The sequence below is a fragment of the Lysobacter zhanggongensis genome (assembly GCF_046638635.1).
Classification (GTDB): Bacteria; Pseudomonadota; Gammaproteobacteria; order Xanthomonadales; family Xanthomonadaceae; genus Novilysobacter; species Novilysobacter luteus.
Genome location: NZ_JBJXHK010000020.1, coordinates 1 through 19,772 on the forward strand (window position 1 = coordinate 1; position 19,772 = coordinate 19,772).

Here is a 19,772-nt window from a genome sequence, read left to right on the forward strand (position 1 = left end):
CGGGCGTGGCGCGGCTGGTTGCTGGGGGGAGGCACCGCCACCGCCGCGGTGGCGATCGCCATGCTGGCCATGACCCTCCACCGCCCACCGGCAAGCACGCCGCCACCGGGCGACCAAGTGGTGACAGCCGCCGCCGATCCGCTTGAACAAGCCAGTCGCCAGGCCAGCGCCGACAGCGAAGTCGACGAGATCCTGGCCGCGCTGGACGAGGATCCCGGCCTCTACCTGTGGGTGGCCGCCAACGACGACACCCTGCCGCCTCCTGCGGACCGACGACCATGAACACGACCTTCCATCGCCACCTCCGCCTCGCCGCGCTCACCATGCTGTTCGCAGTCGCGCCGGCGGCGGCCGCACCCCAGGCCTTGCCGGCCTGGGACCAGTTGACCGGGGCGCAGCGCGAGCAATTGATTGCACCGATCCGCGCCCGCTGGAACGCCGAGCCGGAGCAACGCGCGCACATGCTCGAGCGCGCGGAGCGCTGGCAGCAGCTCAGTCCCGATCAGCGAGCGCGCGCGCACCAGGGTGTCCGGCGCTGGAAACACATGTCGCCCGCGCAACGCGACGAAGCGCGGGCGCTGTATGCACGAATGCGCACGCTGGACGAAGACGGGCGCCGTGCGCTGAAGGCGAAGTGGCGCGCGATGACCACCGCCGAACGCAAGGCCTGGGTGGCGGCAAACCCGGCACCGAAGCCGCGCGACGACTGCGACGAGTAACCCGTCGGTCAGGTCACGGGTGAAGCCGCCGCGGCGGCTTCTCGGAGCGACACCGGCGGTTCCGGCCACACGGTCTTCGCCAGCAGTTCGTCCTCCCAGTCGAACGCGAGCGCGCCGTCGACGAGCAGCAGGCGGGTGAAATTGAACAGGTTGCGGGCGTACATCTCGCTGGCGTGCACCGCGCCGCTGCTGGCGAGGTCCAGTGGCCCGGCGACGGTGACGCCGCCGGTTTCGACGGTCTCGCCCGGGCGGGTCGCCTCGCAGTTGCCGCCACTTTCCGCCGCCAGGTCGACAACGACGCTGCCCGGCTTCATGCCTTCCACCATCGCGCGGGTGATGATCCGCGGCGCGGCCCGTCCGGGCACTGCTGCCGTGGTGACCACCACGTCGACGCCTTTCAGGTGTTCGGCCAACCGCCGCTGCTGTTCGGCCCGCTCCTCGTCGGTCAGCGCGCGCGCATAGCCGCCCTCGCCCGCCGCAGTTACGCCCAGGTCGAGGAAGCGTGCGCCAAGCGACTCGATCTGCTCGCGGGTTTCGGGCCGCACATCGAAACCCTCGACCTGCGCGCCCAGCCGCCGGGCGGTGGCGATCGCCTGCAGGCCGGCGACACCGGCACCGATCACAAGCACCTTCGAGGGCCGGATCGTGCCGGCGGCGGTGGTCAGCATCGGGAAGAACCGTGGCGCCAGCCCGGCCGCGACCAGCATCGCCTTGTAGCCGGCCATGCCCGCCTGCGAACTGAGCACGTCCATCGCCTGCGCGCGCGTGGTGCGCGGCAGCCGCTCGAGCGGGAACGCAATCAGGCCACGACTGCGAATCGCCTCGGCGCGCTCCGGCTCGGCCTCGGGTGCAAGCAGGCCGATCAGGACCGCGCCTTGCCGCATGCGTAAGAGTTGCGCCGGCGCGGGCGGCTGCACGCACAGGACGATGTCGGCGGCTTCCAGTGCCTGCGCAATATCGGCAACCGGCTCGGCACCCGTCTCGGCGTAGGCCTCGTCGGTGAACCCGGCAGCCAGCCCGGCGCCGCGTTCGATCCGGATGCGCGCGCCCGCGGTCGCCAGCTTGCGCGCCGTTTCAGGTGTCAGCGCGACCCGACGTTCGCCCGGCGCGGTCTCGCGGGGCACGCCGATGGTCACCGGTGTGTCGGATGCTGCGGCCATGCACACGCTCCCTGACGAGGTCGGGGCATCGTAGCGAATGGGGTGCGTGGGCGCGATGCGCCGGCGTCAGTGTTGCCCGACCGCCCGGTCCAGCTGCTGGCGCACCTGGCGCATGGCCTGCTCGAACGCGGTCGGCTCGCAGCCCAGTTGCAGGCGGCCGGCCGCATGCAGGCTGGCCAGCTCCTCGGCCGAGGCGACCAGCACCCGCAGGCCACGGCGGTTGACCAGCAGGCGGCGCGCGGTCAGCGGGCTGACCCACGCCACCTTGGCGTCCACGCTCTCGCCATGGATGTCGGTCATCTGCAACCACTCGCCCGGTTCGAGGGCGCGCATCCGCTCGGCCATCGCCGGGTCGAAACGCAGGGTGTCGGTGCCACCGGCGACCCACAGTCCGCGCTCGGCGTCGTCATCATCCGGGGTGGCCGGCGGCGCGTCGTGCAGGTCGCGTGGGGCGTGCGGGTAGATCAGCCCCTTCACCAGGACCGCCAGGCCATGTTCGGCGGCGCTGTGGTCGAGGCCGGAGCTGCCCAGGCAGGCGATGATCGCCGGCTGCAGCGCCAGCAGGCGCGTCGCCAGGTCGCGTCCGCGGCCTTCGGATGCAATCCGATCGGCATCCACCAGCGCGTCACCCAGGGCGATGGCCTCGCGGTAGCGCTCGCTCTCGCCACCCTCGCGCAGCAGGACCTGGACCAGGTGGTGGCGCCAGGAACCGGTGAGGAATTCGGCAACCCCGCGGCTCAGCGGCGGCGCGGCCAGCCGGCGTGCGAGGACGCTGTCCGCCTGCTCGCGCGCGTTCGACAGCCGCTCGCGCCCGAACGTGGCCTTGGCGGCCCGCTCGGCCTGCAGCTCGATGCGACGGCGCTGCTGCTGCAGCAACGCGTCCAGCTCGGCGTGCGCGGTCTCGAAGATCGCAAGGTCCTCGTTGTACTCGGCGACCACCCGCTGCGACGCGGCCGCGGCGCGGTCCAGCAGCTCGCGTTCCTGCGGGGTCTCGCCCTTGTTGCCGGCGCAGGCCTCGGTGATCGCATCCAGCAGGCGCCGCGCCGGATGCGCGGGCTGCACGAACAGGCTCTGGTCGGTCAGGGCCACCTTGACGAACGGCAGCACCAGACGCGCATACAGCCGGCGGGCACGGTCCTGCAGGTGGTGGCTCTGGAACAGCGAGTCGAACAGCAACGCGACCAGGTCGATCGCATCCTCCTCATCGCCACTGAAACGGATGTGCTCGGGATCCAGGCCCAACCGGCGGGAGCCGTCGTTGAGCTGGTCGCGGATCGCGGTCGCCAGTCGGCCGGAACCGGCCAGCGCCCGGGCAAAGACGTCGGAAGGCTCGCCCTGCAGCAGCGAGGCGACGCTGACGACCTCGTCCACCCGCAGTTCGCGGCGCGAACCCGGTTGCTGCACGGGTGCGCCGGTGGCGGGCGTCGTGGGCGCCATGCGGCCATCGCGCCAGGCGTGGAGCATCTGCCGCAGTTCGCCGAGCTCGGCGCTGGTGGGTGCAGCCCGGTCGCCAGTACCCGGGTGGCCGGGCTGCCTCGGCTGGCCTGGCGCCGAGCCTGCGGTGCCATGTCCCATTTCGGCGCCGTAACCACCACCGGTTCCGGTGCCTGCTCCCGTACCTGCTGCGCCGCCCTGGCCACCCATGCCGTAACCGGTGGCGCCGGCAGCGTCGGGATTCCATCCGGCGGACTGGCCTCCGGCGACGCCGGCCTGTCCGGGAACTGGTCCCCCGCCGTGCCCGTAGGTATCGGCATAGGGCGAGTCAGTCGGTCCCGCGGGCGCCGGAGACGGGATCGGCCGACGCATGGCCGGCGCCGCCGGCGGCTGCTCGACACTGCCACCGAAACCGCTGCGGGCAAGCAGTTCGTTGACCTGCGCGTAGAACTCGCCGAGCACCTTGCCCAGCTCGCGCTCGTAATGGCCGAACAGCAGCGCGCGCAGCGCCGCGGGGATCTGCTCGTCGGTGAAGGTCTCGACGAAGGCATCGGCCAGCCGGGTCGGACCCACCGGATTCGGGATCGGCGGAAGGCCGAGCACGGTCGTGACGACCTGGAGGCGGCCGCGCAGTTGCTCGAGCATCGCCTTGAAACGGTGGCCCAGCGACTCGGCGAGGTTCTGCCCGGCCAGGTGGAAGTCGATCTGGCTCTCGTCGATCAGCCCCAGCGGCAGCTCGCCGCGGTTGCGGATGCGCAGCGCGCGGAACTCGTCGAAGCCCTGCCCGACGTTCTGCCGGTAGCGCATGACATGGGCCGACTGGTGCTGGCGGAGCACCCAGAGGGCGGCCTGGTTCTGGTACAGCAACTGCGGCGCGTCGCGCCCATCGTCGTCATGGACCGCGGTCTTCAGTGCTTCTTCGATGTCCGGATACAGCGTGGCCGGCAATCCGCCCAGCAACTCGAGCGCGAGGCGTTTGACCTCTTCGAGCACGCGCATCGGGTCGGTACGCGAAGTACGAGCCGAATCAAGCGGTTGAATGGACACGGAAGCGTTCCCCGGACAGAAAGTGACGCGACGGGTCGGTCAGGACGTGGGTCGGAGCATAGTGGCAATATGGGTCAATGACCCCGCGTCGTTACGAACCTGTGACCCATGTCACCCAATGACCACCATACGCCCGTCCCGCGGGCGTTTTCCATTCCGCCGCCCGATTCAGTATCGGACCCGCTGGCGGCCCTCGACGGCCGGCTTTCGGTGCCGGCGATCCAACTCCAGGCCCCCGGCCCGGACGACGCCACGCTGCTGCGGTTGCTGCGCAGCGCGGTGCGGGTGCCCGACCACGGCAAGCGCGTGCCGTTCCGTTACATCACCCTGCGCGACGAGGCCCGCAAGGTCTTCGGCGAGCTTCTGGCGAAGCGCCACCACGTGGTCGACCCCGACGTCAGCGCGGCGGTGCTCGACAAGGACCGCAGCCGCTGGCTGCATGCGCCGGTGATCGTGGTGGCGGTCGCGCGGCTCGGCCCCGACGCAAAGATCCCCGAGCGCGAGCGCCTGCTCACCGCGGGGTGCACCTGCTTTGCGCTGCTTCAGGCGGCGCAGGCGGTCGGCTTCCGCGGCTGCTGGCTGACCGGCTGGGCCGCCTACGACCGCGAGGTTGCCCGGATGCTGGGGCTGCAGGACGACGAGCACGTGATCGGTTTCATCCACCTGGGCACGCCGAAGATCGACGTGCCCGAGCGCGAGCGCCCCGACCCGGCCGACCTGCTGGTCCAATGGCGACCGTGATGGACGGTGACGTGCGCGCCGGGCACGCGCCGGTCAACACGCTTTACCTGGTCGATGCCAGCCTCTACGTGTTCCGGGCCTGGCACTCGATGCCCGACGATTTCCGCGACAGCGACGGCTGGCCGACCAATGCGGTCCACGGCTTCGCCCGGTTCCTGCTGGAGCTGCTGGACCGGACCCGGCCACAGCACATCGCGATCGCCTTCGACGAGGCGCTGGACTCGTGTTTCCGCAATGCGCTCTACCCGGCCTACAAGGCCAACCGCGAGCCCGCGCCGGAGGAACTCAGGCGCCAGTTCGGACAGTGCAAGGCTTTATGCATTGCACTCGGGCTCAGCGTGCTGGCCCATGTCGAGTACGAGGCCGACGACCTGATCGGCAGCGCCTGCCACCGCGCGCGCCGCCACGGGTTCCGGTCGGTGATCGTGTCGGCGGACAAGGACCTGTCGCAACTGCTCGGCGAGCACGACGAGCAGTGGGACTTCGCCCGGGGCCAGCGCTGGGGCGCGGTCGGGGTGCCGGCGCGCCATGGCGTGCAGGCGCACCAGCTGGCCGACTACCTCGGCCTGACCGGCGATGCGGTCGACAACATCCCCGGGGTGCCCGGCATCGGCGCCAAGACCGCGGCCGCGCTGCTGGCGCACTTCGGCAGCCTGGATGCCTTGCTGGAGCGGGTCGAGGAAGTGCCCTTCCTGCGCCTGCGTGGCGCCGCAAGCTGCGCGGCCCGTCTGCGGGCACACCGCGCGCAGGCGCTGTTGTGCCGGCAACTGGCGACCATCGCCTGCGACGTGCCACTCGACGGTGCGGACGCCCATTTCGCCCGCAATGCGGCCGATGGCGGGCAGCTGGGTCGGCTGTGCGACGCGCTCCGCTTCGGACCGATGACGCGCCGGCGCCTGCACGAGGCCGCCGGCGTCGCGTTCGCCCCGGCCTGAGCGGCGGCGGTGTCGTGGACGCCGTCGCCGGTTAGGATCACCGGCATGAGCGAGCACGACGACGACACCCCCGAAATCCTCTACGAAGGCCCCTGGCTGCGAATGGTCCGGCGCGGCCGCTGGGAGTACGCCGAGCGCACGCACGGCAACGGCATGGCGGTGATCATCATCGCGGTCACGCCCGACGACGAGGTCCTGTTCGTCGAGCAGTTCCGGGTGCCGCTGGGCCGTCGCACGATCGAGATGCCGGCCGGGCTGGTCGGCGACGACCACGCCAACGACACCCTGGAGGCCGCGGCCCATCGCGAGCTCATCGAGGAGACCGGCTGGCAACCGGCGCGCGTGGACGTGCTGCTGGTGGGGCCGACCTCGTCGGGCATGAGCAGCGAGCGGATCGCCTTCGTGCGGGCGCTCGACCTGACCCGCGTGGGTGAAGGTGGCGGCGTCGACAACGAAGACATCACCGTGCACACGGTGCCGCGCTCGCAGGCACCGGCCTGGCTGATGCGCAAGCAGGCCGAAGGCTTCGAGCTGGACCTCAAGCTGTGGGCGGGGCTGTGGATGATCGACCACAACCCCGACGGCACGCCGGCCTGAGCCGGTAGCGCTCGCCAACCCGGATCCCGTGCGCCACGCGGGCGTCGCGCCGACGCCCGTTGAGGGCCGCGATGCGGACGCGCGTCAGGCGAACGCGTCGGTCGCGCGCACCAGCGCGTCGACCGTCTCGGCCTCGAACGCCGAGTGCCCCGATGCCGGGGTGATCACCAGTTCCGATTTTGGCCAGGCCTTGTGCAGGTCGGTCGCGTTCTGCACCGGGCAGACCACGTCGTAGCGGCCATGCACGATCACGCCCGGGATGTCGGCGAGGTTGCCGGCATCGCGCAACAGCTGGTCGTCGACCTCGAAGAACCCGCTGTTGACGAAGTAGTGGTTCTCGATGCGCGCGAACGCCAGCGCGAACTGCGGGTCCTCGTGGCTGTTGGCGAAGTCCTCGTCGATATGCAGGAAGCTGGTGGCGCCTTCCCACACGCTCCAGGCCTTGGCGGCGGCGAGGCGGGTCTTGTCGTCGTCGCTGGTCAGGCGGCGGTGGAACGCGCTGATCAGGTCATGCCGCTCGGTCACCGGGATTGCCTTGATGTAGTGCTCCCAGGCTTCCGGGAACAGCCGGCTGGCACCCTCCTGGTAGAACCATTCCAGTTCCCAGCGGCGCAGCATGAAGATGCCGCGCAGGACCAGTTCGGTGACCCGCTTGGGGTGGGTCTCGGCATAGGCCAGCGCGAGGGTGGAGCCCCAGCTGCCGCCGAACACCTGCCAGCGGTCGATGCCCAGCTTGACCCGCAGCGTCTCGATGTCCTCGACCAGGTGCCACGTGGTGTTGTCGACCAGGTCCGCATGCGGGGTGGAGCGGCCGCTGCCGCGCTGGTCGAACAGCACGATCCTGTACTTCTCCGGGTCGTGGAAGCGACGCATCTTGTCGCTGCAGCCGCCACCCGGTCCACCGTGCAACAACACCACCGGTTTGCCTTCCGGGTTGCCGCACTGCTCGTAGTAGAGCGTGTGGCGCTCGTCGACGGGAAGGGTGCCGGTGTCGTAGGGCTGGATCTCGGGATACAGGCTGCGCATGCCAGGGCTCGGTGCGGTGGGCCGCCCAGTCTAGCCGCGCGGTGCGCGAGTCGCAGCCGGGCCGGGACGCCGCCCCAGGGTGACGCGGTCGCGGTGCTCGAGGTCGGTGGCAGTGGCGACCGCCTCGAACCCGGCAGCCTCCAGCAGCGCGCGCACGGGCTGCCCCTGGTCGTAGCCGTGTTCGACCAGCAACCAGCCGCCCGGCACGAGGTGCGCGGGGGTGCCGGCGGCGATCACCCGGATCGCGTCGAGGCCATCGACGCCCGACGCGAGCGCGGTGGGCGGCTCGAAGCGCAGGTCGCCGCGTGCCAGGTGCGGGTCACCTTCGGCGATGTACGGCGGGTTGCTGGCGATCAGGTCGAACCGTTCGCCTGCGAGCGGCGCGAGCCAGTCGCCGTGGCGGAAGGTGACATTGCCGACCCCCAGCCTCACCGCGTTGCCGGCGGCCACTTCGAGCGCGGCGTCGCTGGCATCGGTGGCGATCACCTCGGCCCCGGGCCGCTCGAACGCGAGTGCCAGCCCGATGGCGCCCGTACCAGTGCCCAGGTCGGCCACGCGCAGCGGACGGTCGCTGGGCATCCGCTCGAGCGCGAGCTCGACCAGCAGTTCGGTTTCCGGGCGCGGGATCAGCGTCGCCGGGCCGACATTGAGATCGAAGCGCCAGAAGCCCCGCCGGCCCGTGAGGTAGGCGACCGGCATGCCATCGCGGCGTCGAGCGAGCAATGCGTCGAACGCTGTTGCACCGGCCTCGTCGAGCTCATCGTCGCCGTGCGCGTAAAGCCAGCTGCGCGGCCGGCCCAGCACGTGGCACAGCAGTGCCTCGGCGTCGCCGGGCTCAAGCCCGGTGCGGGCGTCGCGGAGAATGGCGTCGATGCGCGGCATGGAACGGGTCGGGTTGGCGGCATGCAGGGCCGGCCATCCTACGCGGGGAGACGAGCGCTTTGCGGCCAGGGGACGGGGGCGACGCGGCCGCCTCCGTCCCGGGTCGTCGGGCCTACTCGATCGGCTGCCCCATGCGCGCGGACCTGGCGGCGGCGCACAGGCCGATGCCTTCGACCGTCTGCCGCAGGTCCAGCGGTCCACCCTCGATGGTCTCCATGCGCTTGGCGAAGCGCTGCTGCAATGCGTCGGCTTCCGCGGTGCTGCACATTCCGGCTGCGTAGGCACTGGCGATGGCCGAACCGCCCGGGGCCATCTTCGCCTGCAGTGCGTCGTAGTTGGCCTCCAGCCACTCACGCAGCGCGGCGCGGTTTTCCGGTTCACCGGCCTGGCTGAAGATCACGTAGTAGATCTCGTTGAGCCGCAGCAGGCCCGGCTCGAGCACGAACGCACGCGCGCGCCGGGCCAGCGCCGGGTCGGTCACGCTGCCCATGGCCGACAGCAGCTCGCGCCGGATCACCGCGTCCTGGCTGGCGCGCAGGTGCTTCTCGGCAAGGTCGAACGCGGCCGGGCCGCCATCCTGCACCGCCACCGACACCGCGGTGTCGCGCAGGTCCTGCACGACCGCGTCCGGATCCAGCTTGCCGTCGCCGCCCAGGCCGAGCACCGCGTTGCCACGCTGGACGAAGTCGGAACGCACCGCCGGGTCCTCGAGCGTTTCGGCGAAGTAGCCGATCAGGGTGCTGCGCAGCAGGCGATCGTCGTCGCTCTCACCGTCCTTCGACACCATGCCCAGCGACTGCAACCGCGGCCGGTAGATGTCGGCGAAGCGGGCGCGCAGCGCCGCACGCGACGCCTCGTCGGTCAGCAGGTGGTCCTCGATCCAGCCGACGTTGCCCATGCCGGCGGTGGCCGTCTGGCGCGACCGGGCGGTCGCGAACTGCGGCAGTGCGGCGATCATCTGCGCGACGGTCAGCTCGCCGGCGCCATATGCCGCGGCGGCCGAGTCGGCGTAGACGCGCTGTTCGCGCTCGTCGAGGTCGGCGAATGCGCCCGACAGCGCCTGCTGCCACTTCGGCGCCAGTGCGAACCGGTAGTAGCCGTCGCCGTGCGCGTTCGGCATCACCCACGCGGGGCAGGACTGCGCCTGCTCCAGCTCGAACCGCGCCTGCGCGCCCTCGACCAGGCCGCACTGCTCGTGCACGGTGCCGTCGGCGGCGTAGCGCACGCACATCGGGATGCCCCAGGCCTGCCCGGCGCTGGCGGTCGAACCCAGCGGCAGGTAGCGCTGCTGCTGCAGCACCAGCGCCGGCGCCTTGCCATCGGCGCAGTCGACATCGACCTTGACCATCGGCACGCCAGGCTGGTCGATGAAGCTCAGGAAGGCGCGCTTGACGCCTTCGGGTTCATCGCTCTGCGCGGCGATGGCATCGATCAGGTCGGTACTGGTCGCGTTGCCACGGGCGTTGGCCGCCAGGTACGCACGCACGCCATCGCGGAACGCCTCTTCGCCGACGTAGTTCTCGAACATCGACAGCACCGCGCCACCCTTCTGATAGGTGATGCCGTCGAAAGCCGACGAGATCTCGGTGAAGTTGCTGATCGGCTGGTGGATGCGGCGGGTGCTGGCAAGGCTGTCGGCACCCATCGCGCGCAGACCGCCCTCGAGGATGTTGCGGTCGGTGTGGAAGTCGGGCTGCAGCTGGCCGGTGATCTTGTTGCCCATCCAGGTCGCGAACGCCTCGTTGAGCCACAGGTCGTCCCACCACTCCATCGTGACCAGGTTGCCGAACCACTGGTGGGCGAGTTCGTGCGCGCTCACGCCCCAGAAGCTCTGCCGCTGGCCGACCGATGCGTCCTCGTCGATCAGCATCAGGGTGTCGCGGTAGATGATCAGCCCGGCGTTCTCCATCGCGCCGGCGCCGAAGTCCGGCGCGGCGACGTTGTCGAGCTTGGCGAACGGGTACGGCGTGCCGAAGTAGTCCTCCATCGCATGGATCATCGGTGGGGTGTTCTCCAGCGAGTAACGCATGCGGGCGCCCTGCCCCTTGGCCGCGACCCCGCGCAGCGGCACTGGCGTGGTGCGCGGGCCGTGCGGCGCGATGTCCTGCCCCACCGGTACGTCCCACGGGCCGACCACGAACGCCAGCAGGTAGCTCGGCAGCGCTTCGGTCCGCTTGAAGGTGACCTTCTTCCAGCCGTCCGCGAGGGTTTCGGTGCTGACCTCCGGGCCGTTGGACAGGGCGACGTCGTCGGCCGGGACGATCAGGGTCACGTCCCAGGGCTGCTTGAAGCTCGGCTCGTCGAAGCCGGGAAAAGTGCTGCGCGCGCCCAGCGGTTCCATCTGGGTGACCACGTAGTCCTCGCCGTCCGGCTTGACCCGGTAGGCGCCCATCAGGTTGCCGTAGGGCGCCTCGAAAGCGATCTCGATGTCGACGTCGCCGGCCGGGATGGTCCCGGCAGCCGCCAACTTCAGCACGCCCGAGACGTGCACCTGCTCGTCCTCCAGCGCGATGCGGCGGCCGTCCGGGAGCACCGCCTCGGCGCTGCGGATGTCGAGGTCCCGCCCATGCATCCAGACGACGTCGGTCGGTCGGGCGACATCCGCATGGATCACGGTGCGGCCGGAGAAGCGCTCCTGGCCCGGGTCGAGCCTGAGCTCCAGTTCGACCAGCCCGGGCACCACCGTGCGGGGCAACTGGCCCGTCGGTACCGCGGCGTCGGTCGTGTCCGTCGCGACGTCGGCCTGGGCCATTGCTACGGAAGGAGCGGTCAGCGCCAGCGCGACGGCGCAGGCGATATGGCGGATGCGAAGCATGGCGTTCCCCGGCTGGATGACTGGCCGACCTTAACGGGCCGGGGCGGTCGCGCACGCATGACGATCGTCATGGGCGGCCTGCTCGCACGTGCCTAACGCCCGGCGACCCATGCTTTACGGGTCGCCGGGCGCGGTACCGATAGATGAAACCTATCAATACAATTCCATCAATCGATTTTACGAAAGCGATAGGCGGACCTAACATGGCCCCCATCGACTCACCCACCCCTCCCAACCACCCATAGAGAAGGAACCGACGCATGTCCCTGATCAATACCGAAATCAAGCCGTTCAAGGCCCAGGCCTTCAAGCAGGGCAAGTTCATCGAAGTGACCGAAGCCGACCTGAAGGGCAAGTGGTCCGTGGTCGTGTTCTACCCGGCCGACTTCACCTTCGTCTGCCCGACCGAGCTCGAGGACCTGGCCGACAAGTACGAGGAGTTCAAGAAGCTCGGTGTCGAGATCTACAGCGTGTCGACCGACACCCACTTCTCGCACAAGGCCTGGCACGACACCTCCGAGGCGATCAAGAAGGTCAACTACACCATGCTGGCCGACCCGACCGGCACGATCACCCGCAACTTCGACGTGATGATCGAGGAAGAGGGCCTGGCCCTGCGTGGCACCTTCGTGATCAACCCGGAAGGCCAGATCAAGTTGTGCGAGATCCACGACAACGGCATCGGCCGCGACGCCAGTGAGCTGCTGCGCAAGGTCAAGGCTGCCCAGTACGTCGCCAGCCACCCGGGCGAGGTGTGCCCGGCCAAGTGGCAGGAAGGCGCCGAGACCCTGAAGCCGTCGCTCGACCTGGTCGGCAAGATCTGACCCCCGGCGCGCCCCGGCCTCCCGCCGGGGCGCTCCCCGCCGCCTGGTGTTTGCAAAAGCGGCCTGCGCTGTCGCCGGTTTCTCCCTCCCGGCTCCCTCCCCCGGCCCAGGCCGCTCCTGCAAACGTCACACCCTCCCCGAATCCACGCACTGGAGCCATCGCCATGCTCGACGCCAATCTCAAGGCCCAGTTGTCGGCCTACCTGGAAAAACTGACCCAGCCGATCGAGCTGGTCGCCTCCCTCGACGACAGCGACAAGTCGCGCGAACTCGACGCGCTGCTGTCGGACATCGCCTCGCTGTCGGACAGGATCACCCGGCGCGACGGCGATGACGCGCGCAAGCCGTCGTTCGCGATCAACCGCGCCGGCACCGACGTCGGCGTGCGCTTCGCCGCGATTCCGATGGGCCACGAGTTCACCTCGCTGGTGCTGGCGCTGCTGCAGGTCGGCGGCCACCCGCCCAAGATCGAGGAGGAACTGGCGAACCAGGTCCGCGACCTCGAAGGCGAGTTCCGTTTCGAGACGTTCATGTCGCTGTCCTGCCAGAGCTGCCCGGACACGGTGCAGGCGCTGAACCTGATGAGCGTGCTGAATTCCAACATCCACCACGTCGCCATCGACGGCGCGCTGTACCAGGACGAGGTCGAGGCGCGCGAAGTGATGTCGGTGCCGACCGTGTTCCTCAACGGCAAGCCGTTCGACCAGGGCCGGATGACCATCGAGCAGATCGTCGCCCGGCTCGACACCGGCGCCGCCGAGCGCGAGGCCGGGAAGATCAGGGCCAAGGACGCGTTCGACGTGCTGGTGGTCGGCGGCGGTCCGGCCGGCGCGGCGGCGGCGATCTACGCCGCGCGCAAGGGCATCCGCACCGGCGTCGCGGCCGAGCGCTTCGGCGGCCAGGTGCTCGACACGCTCGCGATCGAGAACTTCATCTCGGTGCAGTACACCGAGGGTCCCAAGCTCGGCGTGGCGCTGGAGCAGCATGTCCGCGAGTACGACGTCGACGTGATGAACCTGCAGCGCGCAACCGCGCTGGTTCCGGCCAGCGAGCCCGGCGGTCTGATCGAGGTGCAGCTCGAGAACGGCGCCTCGCTCCGGTCGCGCAGCGTGATCCTGTCGACCGGTGCACGCTGGCGCCAGATGGGCGTGCCCGGCGAGGAGCAATACCGCAACAAGGGCGTGGCCTACTGCCCGCACTGCGACGGCCCGCTGTTCAAGGGCAAGCGCGTGGCGGTGATCGGCGGCGGCAACTCCGGCGTGGAGGCGGCCATCGACCTGGCCGGCATCGTCGAGCACGTCACCCTGATCGAGTTCGACACCCGCATGCGTGCCGACGAGGTGCTGCAGCGCAAGCTCCGCAGCCTAGGCAACGTCGACATCCTGCTCAACGCGCAGACCACCGAGGTGCTCGGCGACGGCCAGCGGGTCACCGGACTGGTCTACAGGGACCGCAGCTCCGGCGAGTCGCAGACGGTCGAACTCGCCGGCATCTTCGTCCAGATCGGCCTGCTGCCCAACACCGAGTGGTTGAAGGGCACGGTGGAGCTGAGCCCGCGCGGCGAGATCGTGATCGACGAGCGCGGTGCGACCTCGGTCCCGGGCGTGTTCGCCGCCGGCGACGCGACCACGGTGCCGTACAAGCAGATCGTGATCGCGATGGGCGCTGGGTCCACCGCCGCGCTGAGCGCGTTCGACCACCTGATCCGCACCTCCGCGCCCGAGCAGCAGCAGGCCGCCTGAGCCTTCGCCGCGACCCGTCCGTGCGGGTCGCGGCCCGGCCGACCACGCCATGAACCTGCGCGACCTCAAATACCTGGTTGCCCTGGCCGACCACCGGCACTTCGGCCGCGCGGCGGCGGCGTGCTTCGTCAGCCAACCGACCCTGTCGACCCAGATCCGCAAGCTCGAGGACGAGCTCGGCGTCGCACTGGTCGAGCGGGCGCCGCGACGGGTGATGCTCACGCCGGTCGGATTGGACATCGCCCAGCGCGCGCGCCGGGTGATCGCCGAGGTCGAGCAGATGGGCGAGATCGCCCGGCGCAGCCAGGACCCGGAGGCCGGCACGGTCAAGCTCGGCCTGTTCCCGACCCTGGCGCCCTACCTGTTGCCGCATGTACTGCCCGGCGTGCGCAAGCGCTTCCCGCGGCTGGAACTGCTGCTGGTCGAGGAGAAGACCGACCAGATCCTGGAGCGGCTGCGCGATGGTCGCCTGGATGCCGGCATCCTTGCATTGCCGCTGCACGACGAGCAGCTCCACCTCGAACCCCTGTTCGACGAACCCTTCGTGCTGGCGGTACCGGCCGACCACCCCTTGGCGGGGCAGCGCGACCTTGCGCTGGACGCACTCGACGACCGCCACCTGCTGTTGCTCGAGGAGGGCCACTGCCTGCGCGACCAGGCGCTGGAGGTGTGCCGGATGGCCGGCGCGGACGAGCGCGACGGGTTCCGCGCCACCAGCCTGGAAACCCTGCGGCAGATGGTGGCCGCCGGGGTCGGCATCACGTTGTTGCCGGTGCTGGCGGTGCAGCCGCCGGTGCCGCCCTCGCCGGACATCGCACTGGTGCCGTTCCAGGGCAGCGCGCCGCACCGGCGGATCGCGATGGTGTGGCGCAGGAGCTCGGCGATGGACGGCTTCCTCCGGCAGTTGGCCGAGGAGTTCCGCGGGTTGTCGCCGGGGTTGCTGGAACCGCCCGCCGCCGGCTGAGGCACGCTACGGACAGCGGTGCGATCAGGCCGGAAGCACCCCGTCGGCCCAGCCCCCTTCCGCTTGGGGATCGGCCGCCGCGGCGCCCAGCCCGACCGACTCGACCACCTCGCGTGCCGCCGGCCACGCCGACGCGGGCACGCAGACCTGGACCACGCCGAACAGCGGCAACTCGCCCATTCCGCCAACCAGCGCCTCTCCTTTGAGGAACACCGGGATCTCCGCCGCTTCCAGCGCGTGGCGGATCAGGTGCGCATCGATGATGTTGGCGGCGTCGTACACGACCTTCATGGCGTTCTCCGGCGGGTCAACCGCGAGGATACGCCCGCCCGCGTGATCGGCAGGGCGGCTAAACTGGCCGCTTCCCCACGCCTGTTGCCGACGCATGTCCTCCAACCGCCCTCCCGCCGCCGATGAAACCGCCACGCCGGGCGCTGCGCCCGTCCGCCAGGACTTCATCCGGCAGATCGTCCGCGACGACCTCGCCAGCGGCAAGCACACGGCGGTCAAGACCCGCTTCCCGCCGGAGCCCAACGGCTACCTGCACATCGGCCACGCCAAGGCGATCTGCCTGGACTTCGGCATCGCGGCGGAGTTCGGCGGCGTCTGCAACCTGCGCCTGGACGACACCAACCCGGTGAAGGAAGACCCCGAGTACGTCGCCGCGATCCAGGACGACGTCCGCTGGCTCGGCTTCGAGTGGCACGAGCTGCGCCACGCCTCGGATTATTTTGAGGTGTTCTACCGCGGCGCCGAGAAACTGATCCAGCAGGGTGACGCGTTCGTTTGCGACCTCACCGCCGAGCAGGTGCGCGAATACCGCGGCAGCCTGACCGAGCCCGGCCGCGAGTCGCCGTTCCGCAACCGCGGCGTGGAGAAGAACCTCGACCTGTTCCGCCGCATGCGCGCCGGCGAGTTCGCCGACGGCAGCCGCACCCTGCGCGCGAAGATCGACATGGCCAGCGGCAACATCAACCTGCGCGACCCGGCGATCTACCGGATCAAGAAGGTGCCGCACCAGAACACCGGCGACGCGTGGCCGATCTACCCGATGTATGACTACGCACACTCGCTCAGCGACGCCATCGAGGGCATCACCCACTCGCTGTGCACGCTGGAGTTCGAGGACCACCGGCCGCTGTATGACTGGTGCGTCGACAAGGTCGACCTGGCCCACTCGCCCGAGTTGCTGGAGCCGCTGACCGCCAACGGGCTGCCGTTCGAGGCCAGCAAGCCGCGCCAGATCGAGTTCTCGCGGGCCAACCTCAACTACACGGTGATGAGCAAGCGCAAGCTGATGGCGCTGGTGCAGGCCGGGCTGGTCGATGGCTGGGACGACCCGCGCATGCCGACCCTGCAGGGCATCCGCCGCCGCGGCTACACGCCGGCGTCGCTGCGGTTGTTCGCCGAGCGGCTCGGCGTCAGCAAGCAGAACTCCCTGATCGACTTCTCGGTGCTGGAAGGCTGCCTGCGCGAGGACCTGGACGTCGCCGCGCCGCGCCGGATGGCCGTGGTCGAGCCGCTGAAGCTGGTGCTGACCAACCTGCCCGATGACCACGTCGAGACGCTGGGCTTCGCCAACCACCCCAAGGACGAGGCGTTCGGCAGCCGCGAGGTGCCGTTCTCCAATGAACTGTGGATCGAACGCGATGACTTCGCCGAAGTGCCCCCGAAGGGTTTCAAGCGGCTCATCCCCGGTGGCGAAGTGCGGCTTCGCGGCGCCGGGATCGTGCGCTGCGATGAAGTGGTCAAGGACGAGGCGGGCAACGTGGTCGAACTGCACGGCACGCTCGATCCCGAATCGCGCCCCGGCATGGAAGGCGCCAACCGCAAGATCAAGGGCACCATCCACTGGGTCAGCGCGCGCCACGCCGTCCCGGCCGAGATCCGCCTGTACGACCGCCTGTTCTCGGTCGCCGACCCCGACGACGACAGTGACGGCAAGACCTACCAGGACCATCTGAACCCCGAGTCGCGCCGGACCGCTCGCGGCTATGTCGAGCCGTCCGCCGCCGCTGCGGCGCCCGAGCAATCGTTCCAGTTCGAGCGGCTCGGTTATTTCGTCGCCGACCGCCGTGACCACGCGACCGACGCCCCGGTGTTCAACCGCAGCGTCACGCTGCGTGACACCTGGGCCGGCAAGATCTGACCCGGATCCGCACAGGAGTTTGGCGATGACCGACTGTTCCCCCCTCCGCAACCGCCTGCTGGCGTTCGTCTTCGGCGCGTGCGCGCTGGTGCTGACTGCCTGTGCGGCACCCACCACCAGCGCCGGCAACTCGCCAGCCAACGCACCCGAGGCGACGCAACCCACGTCTGGCGACGCGGCCGATGCGGTCGCCCCACCGCCTCGCTCGACCCCGTTGCCCCCACGCGTGATCGAGCGGCCCGCGGCCGGCGTCGGCCAGCCGGGCGGAACCGTGCAGGTCGACCGCAGCTGCAGCACCGACGCCGACTGCACCGTCAAGAACGTCGGCAACTGCTGCGGCCATTACCCCGCGTGCGTGAACGTCAACAGCCCCACCGACCCCGAGGGGGTGCAGGCCGCATGCGCGAAGAGCGGCATGGCGTCGGTCTGCGGCTTTCCGGCGATCAGCAGCTGTCAGTGCGTGCAGGGCCAGTGCCAGGGCGACAGCCGGGCCCTGCTCGACTGATGCTGTACGCGCAGATCCACCTGACGCTTCCGCCCTGGGTGCATGAGGCCGTCGACACCACGCTTGCCTATACCGGTGACGCCGACAAGGTGGCGCTGGCGATCGACCTGTCGCGACGCAACATCGAGGCACGCACCGGCGGACCGTTCGGCGCCGCGGTGTTCGGTCGCGACGACCGCATCATCGCGGTCGGGGTCAACCGCGTGGTGCCGCACAACTGCTCGCTGGCCCATGCCGAGACGATGGCCTTCATGCTGGCTCAGCAGCGCACCCAGCGTGCACGCCTCAACGAGCTGGAACCGGGCGTGCCCGCAGGCCCCATCACCCTGGCCACCTCGGCCCAGCCATGCTGCCAGTGCTACGGCGCCAGCTTCTGGGCCGGCATCGACCGGCTGCTGATCGGCGCGCGCAGCGAGGACACCGAGGCACTGACCGAGTTCGACGAAGGCCCGCTGCCGGCGGACTGGGTCGGCGAGCTGGAGCGCCGCGGGATCGAGGTCGTGCGCGACCTGCTCCGCGACCAGGCACGCGACGTCCTGCGTGCCTACGGCGAACTCGGCGGCGTGAATTACTGAGGTGGCGGGGCCTGCTCGCCAGCGACGCGACTATCGCCTCCCCGGCCGCTGCTGCACACTGGCGGCATGACCGACGCCCTGTTCTGCTGGTGCCGCGCCGGCTTCGAACCCGAACTCGCTGCCGAACTCACCGAACGCGCGGCCCTCGCCGGCCAGCCCGGCTACGCGCGTGCCGAGCGTGGCGCCGGCTTCGTCGAGTTCATCGGCGAGGATGGCGCTGCACTCTCGCGAGCCTTGCCGTTCGAGCGACTCGTGTTCGCCCGGCAGAAGCTGGTGCGCCTGGCCGACCTGCGGGGGCTGGACCCGACCGACCGCATCACCCCGCTGCTGGACGCGCTGGAAGCACTCGGCCCGACCGCGCCGTTCGGCGACCTCTGGCTCGAGCACCCCGATTCCGACACCGGCAAGCCGCTGGCCGGGCTCGCGCGCAGCTTCGGCAACGCGCTGCGACCGGCGCTGCGCAAGGCGGGCCGGCTGACCGCCCAGGACGATCCCCGCCGGCCGCGCCTGCACGTGATTTTCCTGAGCGGCCACCACATCGTGCTGGCCACCAGCGATCCGGACGACAGCTCGCCTTGGCCGCTGGGCATCCCGCGGCTGCGCATGCACCCCGATGCGCCCAGCCGTTCGGCGCTGAAGCTCGAGGAAGCCCTGCTGACCCTGCTCGACGATGACGAGCGCGAGCGCCTGGTCCGCGACAACATGCAGGCCGCCGACCTCGGCGCCGCTCCCGGTGGCTGGACCTGGGTGCTGATGCGCCACGGCATGAAGGTCACCGCGGTCGACAACGGACCACTGCGGCAGGCCCTGCTCGACAGCGGCCGGGTCGACCACCTGCGCGAGGACGGCTTCCAGTGGCAGCCGCGCCGCCGCCTGGACTGGATGGTCTGCGACATGGTGGAGCAGCCGCGCCGCGTCGCCGACCGGATGGCCACCTGGTTCCGCGAGGACTGGTGCCGGCACGCGATCTTCAACCTCAAGCTTCCGATGAAGAAGCGCTGGGAAGAGACACGCATCTGCCTGGAAGCGTTCGAGCACCAGGCCCACCGGCCGCTGGTGGTGCGCGCCCGGCAGCTCTACCACGACCGTGAGGAGATCACGGTGTTCGCCAGGCCGCGCTGACGCCCGCGCCGAACCCGGCAGCGCCGTTCAGGTGCCCGCAGGCCGGGGTTCAGCGCGCATTGGCCACTTACACGGCGGGTTGACCCCGCAGACCACAGGATCGCCCCTCTTCCCACCCGTGAGGGCTGCTCCATGAACAACCGGACCCATGTACTGACGCTCGCGCTGCTTGCCGCGCTGGGCACCAGCGGCGCTGTGATGGCGCAGGACACGATGAGTGATGCCGAGGCCAAGGCCGAGGCGACCGCGGAGGCGGAGGTCGCGCTGGAAGCGGCCAAGCAGGCCAGGCTGAAGGCCGAGGCGGCCCAGGAGGCGGCGATCGTCGCCGAATCCATCAGTGACACGCCCGCCGCCAGCCTGCGCGGGGAACTCGCCGCCGAAGCGACTGCCGAGATAGCCGACCAGGCCTCGATCGACGCCCAGGCTGCCGCCATCGATGCGTCGCGCGCCGCCGAGGACGCGCAGGCGCAGAAGAATGCCGCCGACCTGGGTGCGCAGCAGCGCGCGGCGGCCGCCGGCGCCCGTGAGGCCGCGG

General features: G+C 70.3%; 16 protein-coding genes and 3 pseudogenes. 13 read left to right on the forward strand and 6 right to left on the reverse strand.

Annotated features, from left to right (window positions below):
- A pseudogene (locus tag ACKVMH_RS05340) lies at window positions 1–282 on the forward strand (hypothetical protein); the annotation flags it as partial.
- Complete coding sequence (locus ACKVMH_RS05345) at window positions 279–719, forward strand: DUF3106 domain-containing protein (RefSeq protein ID WP_412699520.1); 441 nt, start codon at window positions 279–281, stop codon at window positions 717–719. The pseudogene ACKVMH_RS05340 and the gene ACKVMH_RS05345, both read left to right, overlap by 4 nt.
- An 8-nt stretch (window positions 720–727) precedes the next feature.
- Here the strand turns inward: ACKVMH_RS05345 and ACKVMH_RS05350 are convergent, their stop codons facing one another.
- The gene (locus ACKVMH_RS05350; RefSeq protein ID WP_412699521.1) at window positions 728–1,879 is read right to left on the reverse strand and encodes an NAD(P) transhydrogenase subunit alpha; all 1,152 of its coding nucleotides are present in this window, start codon (window positions 1,877–1,879) and stop codon (window positions 728–730) included.
- A gap of 66 nt (window positions 1,880–1,945) precedes the next feature.
- Window positions 1,946–4,312: a DUF1631 family protein gene (locus tag ACKVMH_RS05355; RefSeq protein WP_412699522.1), complete on the reverse strand. Its 2,367-nt coding sequence runs from the start codon at window positions 4,310–4,312 to the stop codon at window positions 1,946–1,948.
- Window positions 4,313–4,513: 201 nt separating this feature from the next.
- Here ACKVMH_RS05355 and ACKVMH_RS05360 point away from each other — a divergent pair, with 201 nt between their 5' ends.
- From ACKVMH_RS05360 to ACKVMH_RS05370, 3 genes are read left to right on the forward strand one after another with little or no spacing between them, the layout of a single operon-like run.
- Window positions 4,514–5,101 (forward strand): nitroreductase family protein, encoded by a 588-nt coding sequence (locus ACKVMH_RS05360; RefSeq protein WP_412699549.1) that lies wholly within the window; start codon window positions 4,514–4,516, stop codon window positions 5,099–5,101.
- Window positions 5,089–6,036 (forward strand): 5'-3' exonuclease, encoded by a 948-nt coding sequence (locus tag ACKVMH_RS05365; RefSeq protein ID WP_412699523.1) that lies wholly within the window; start codon window positions 5,089–5,091, stop codon window positions 6,034–6,036. Before ACKVMH_RS05360 ends, ACKVMH_RS05365 begins: the two co-directional genes overlap by 13 nt.
- A gap of 45 nt (window positions 6,037–6,081) precedes the next feature.
- Entirely contained in the window at window positions 6,082–6,633 is a 552-nt protein-coding gene (locus tag ACKVMH_RS05370) for an NUDIX hydrolase (RefSeq protein WP_412699524.1), read from the forward strand.
- A gap of 84 nt (window positions 6,634–6,717) precedes the next feature.
- Here ACKVMH_RS05370 and pip read toward each other — a convergent pair whose 3' ends face one another.
- From pip to ACKVMH_RS05385, 3 genes are all read right to left on the reverse strand, one after another.
- The gene (pip, locus tag ACKVMH_RS05375; RefSeq protein WP_215218638.1) at window positions 6,718–7,659 is read right to left on the reverse strand and encodes a prolyl aminopeptidase; all 942 of its coding nucleotides are present in this window, start codon (window positions 7,657–7,659) and stop codon (window positions 6,718–6,720) included.
- 30 nt (window positions 7,660–7,689) lie between these two features.
- Window positions 7,690–8,541 (reverse strand): peptide chain release factor N(5)-glutamine methyltransferase, encoded by an 852-nt coding sequence (prmC, locus tag ACKVMH_RS05380; protein WP_412699525.1) that lies wholly within the window; start codon window positions 8,539–8,541, stop codon window positions 7,690–7,692.
- Window positions 8,542–8,653: 112 nt separating this feature from the next.
- Window positions 8,654–11,356 (reverse strand): M1 family metallopeptidase, encoded by a 2,703-nt coding sequence (locus tag ACKVMH_RS05385; RefSeq protein ID WP_412699526.1) that lies wholly within the window; start codon window positions 11,354–11,356, stop codon window positions 8,654–8,656.
- Between the two features lie 260 nt (window positions 11,357–11,616).
- Here ACKVMH_RS05385 and ahpC point away from each other — a divergent pair, with 260 nt between their 5' ends.
- From ahpC to oxyR, 3 genes are all read left to right on the forward strand, one after another.
- A complete protein-coding gene (gene ahpC / locus ACKVMH_RS05390) occupies window positions 11,617–12,180 on the forward strand; it encodes an alkyl hydroperoxide reductase subunit C (RefSeq protein ID WP_215218641.1) in 564 nt (187 codons plus the stop codon).
- A gap of 164 nt (window positions 12,181–12,344) precedes the next feature.
- Window positions 12,345–13,922: an alkyl hydroperoxide reductase subunit F gene (ahpF, locus tag ACKVMH_RS05395; RefSeq protein ID WP_412699527.1), complete on the forward strand. Its 1,578-nt coding sequence runs from the start codon at window positions 12,345–12,347 to the stop codon at window positions 13,920–13,922.
- A gap of 49 nt (window positions 13,923–13,971) precedes the next feature.
- Complete coding sequence (gene oxyR / locus ACKVMH_RS05400) at window positions 13,972–14,886, forward strand: DNA-binding transcriptional regulator OxyR (protein ID WP_412699528.1); 915 nt, start codon at window positions 13,972–13,974, stop codon at window positions 14,884–14,886.
- A 24-nt stretch (window positions 14,887–14,910) separates the two neighbouring features.
- Here the strand turns inward: oxyR and ACKVMH_RS05405 are convergent, their stop codons facing one another.
- Window positions 14,911–15,177: a putative signal transducing protein gene (locus ACKVMH_RS05405; protein ID WP_412699529.1), complete on the reverse strand. Its 267-nt coding sequence runs from the start codon at window positions 15,175–15,177 to the stop codon at window positions 14,911–14,913.
- A gap of 94 nt (window positions 15,178–15,271) precedes the next feature.
- Here ACKVMH_RS05405 and ACKVMH_RS05410 point away from each other — a divergent pair, with 94 nt between their 5' ends.
- The 5 genes and pseudogenes from ACKVMH_RS05410 to ACKVMH_RS05430 all read left to right on the forward strand — a co-directional run.
- Entirely contained in the window at window positions 15,272–17,035 is a 1,764-nt protein-coding gene (locus ACKVMH_RS05410) for a glutamine--tRNA ligase/YqeY domain fusion protein (RefSeq protein ID WP_412699530.1), read from the forward strand.
- A 226-nt stretch (window positions 17,036–17,261) separates the two neighbouring features.
- Window positions 17,262–17,510: pseudogene (locus ACKVMH_RS05415) on the forward strand (hypothetical protein); the annotation flags it as partial.
- A 29-nt stretch (window positions 17,511–17,539) separates the two neighbouring features.
- The gene (locus tag ACKVMH_RS05420) at window positions 17,540–18,115 is read left to right on the forward strand and encodes a nucleoside deaminase (protein WP_412699531.1); all 576 of its coding nucleotides are present in this window, start codon (window positions 17,540–17,542) and stop codon (window positions 18,113–18,115) included.
- A gap of 66 nt (window positions 18,116–18,181) precedes the next feature.
- Entirely contained in the window at window positions 18,182–19,237 is a 1,056-nt protein-coding gene (rlmM, locus tag ACKVMH_RS05425; protein ID WP_412699532.1) for a 23S rRNA (cytidine(2498)-2'-O)-methyltransferase RlmM, read from the forward strand.
- Window positions 19,238–19,369: 132 nt separating this feature from the next.
- Window positions 19,370–19,772 (forward strand): annotated as a pseudogene (locus ACKVMH_RS05430) (hypothetical protein); the annotation flags it as partial.